This window comes from Moorena sp. SIO3I6 (assembly GCF_010672095.1).
Window position 1 is genome coordinate 1 of record NZ_JAAHHU010001171.1, and the last position, 1,605, is coordinate 1,605.

Consider the following 1,605-nt stretch of genomic DNA (forward strand, 5'->3'; position numbering starts at 1 on the left):
TTCGCTATTATGCAGCATGGTGGCTAGGAAAGTTCCGAGTCCGGGAACCACTGGCAATTGATGCCCTAATCGCTGCGCTAGAGGATCAGGACAACCAGACAGAATTAGGAGGATATCCTCTGCGCCGAAATGCCGCCCGGGCCCTGGGCAAACTAGGAGACCATCGAGCTGTGCCTGCGTTGATTGATTGTTTAGACTGCCCGGATTTTTATGTTAGGGAAGCAGCGGTACAATCTTTAGCGATGTTAGAAGATCGTACCTGTATTCCCAAGCTGATCAAACTCCTAGACGGAGGTTTAGAAGCAGCCCAGCCTATACCCGGATGTCCCCACCTCGCCCAACCCTACAATGCCGTCATCGAAGCTTTGGGGGATCTTGGTGTAACTGAAGCGATTGACTTGATTGAACTATTCCTAGAACATCCCAACGAGTTGGAACAGTATGCCGCCGCACGGGCGATGTACCAGCTAACTCAAAACCCTACTTATGCGGAACGTTTAATTAAAGCTTTGAGTGCTTATCAAGTGCAACTGAGGCGGGCAGCTCTTTCGGATCTCGGGGCAATTGGTTATTTACCAGCAGCCGATGCGATCGCTAAGACCTGGGCAGAAAATAGTCTCAGGGTACTCGCCCTCAAAGGAATTCTAGAGCATTACTTAGAAAGCAATCCCAGTGATGGTTGCCACCTATCGGAGACAGCAATTAGAATTATGAACTTGATCGATGGTCTTCTTTGAAGTTTGAAGGATAAAGTATCACAGATGAAGAAACAAGTATGAAATAATTTTATCTAAAATTTTATCTAACTATTTATAGAAGCATTACGTCAAAACTGGTAGGTTTTGATACTTTTGCTTTTTGCTTTAAACCTACCACTATAAAACCCTTAGGGCAAACAACCTTTAAGCTTATATCATGTCAGGATAATTAACCTTAATAAAAATCTTTCCATCTCCCCATCTCCCCACACTCCCCTAGATTATTGGTATTCAACCAGACTTGATATTAGACCCCTGCATGACCAACACAACCCGAGAGCAAGAATTAATTCGAGCTGTGAAAGAGGCAGATTCTGCCTATAGTTTAGTAAAAGCAGTGAGAATCCTGGCTAATGCCCATTTAGAAGCTGCAATCCCCACTTTAATTGCAGTTTTTAGCTACAATAACCCAGGTGCAGCAGAATTAGCTGCCGGTGGGATAGTGCGATTCGGGAAAACAGCAGTAGCGCAATTGCTCAACCTAATTGATGACTATAACTACGGAGGTAGAGCCTGGGCAATCCGCGCACTATCAGGAATTGGCGATCCTAGAGCCTTCGATACCTTAATCGAAGCTGCTGAAACTGACTTTTCTATGAGCGTCCGTCGAGCTGCTACGAAAGGTCTGGGCAGCCTGGACTGGGAGGATATGCCTAAAGATAAAATTCCTGCTGCCCAAGAGCAAGCTTTTAAAACACTACTGCTAACCTGCCAAGATACGCCATCTGTGATGGTGCATCTCCCCTTTTCAGTGGTAAGGAAGTGGCGGTAGTCGGGGGGGGTGACTCAGCGGCAGAGGAAGCTGTATATTTGACCAAGTATGGTTCCCATGTTCATATGCTAGTAC

The 1,605-nt window shown here is 45.9% G+C and carries 2 protein-coding genes and 1 pseudogene; all 3 read left to right on the forward strand.

Annotated elements, in window-relative coordinates:
- On the forward strand, positions 1-737 hold a 737-nt coding region (locus F6K49_RS47360), incomplete at its 5' end, for a HEAT repeat domain-containing protein (protein ID WP_293109467.1).
- Positions 738-1,017: 280 nt separating this feature from the next.
- Positions 1,018-1,530 (forward strand): HEAT repeat domain-containing protein, encoded by a 513-nt coding sequence (locus F6K49_RS47365; protein WP_293109469.1) that lies wholly within the window; start codon positions 1,018-1,020, stop codon positions 1,528-1,530.
- A pseudogene (locus F6K49_RS47370) lies at positions 1,479-1,605 on the forward strand (NAD-binding protein); the annotation flags it as partial. The gene F6K49_RS47365 and the pseudogene F6K49_RS47370, both read left to right, overlap by 52 nt.

Excerpts from the sequence above, each read along its gene's own strand:
- F6K49_RS47365 (WP_293109469.1), top strand. The coding sequence starts at position 1,018 with ATGACCAACACAACCCGAGAGCAAGAATTAATTCGAGCTGTGAAAGAG.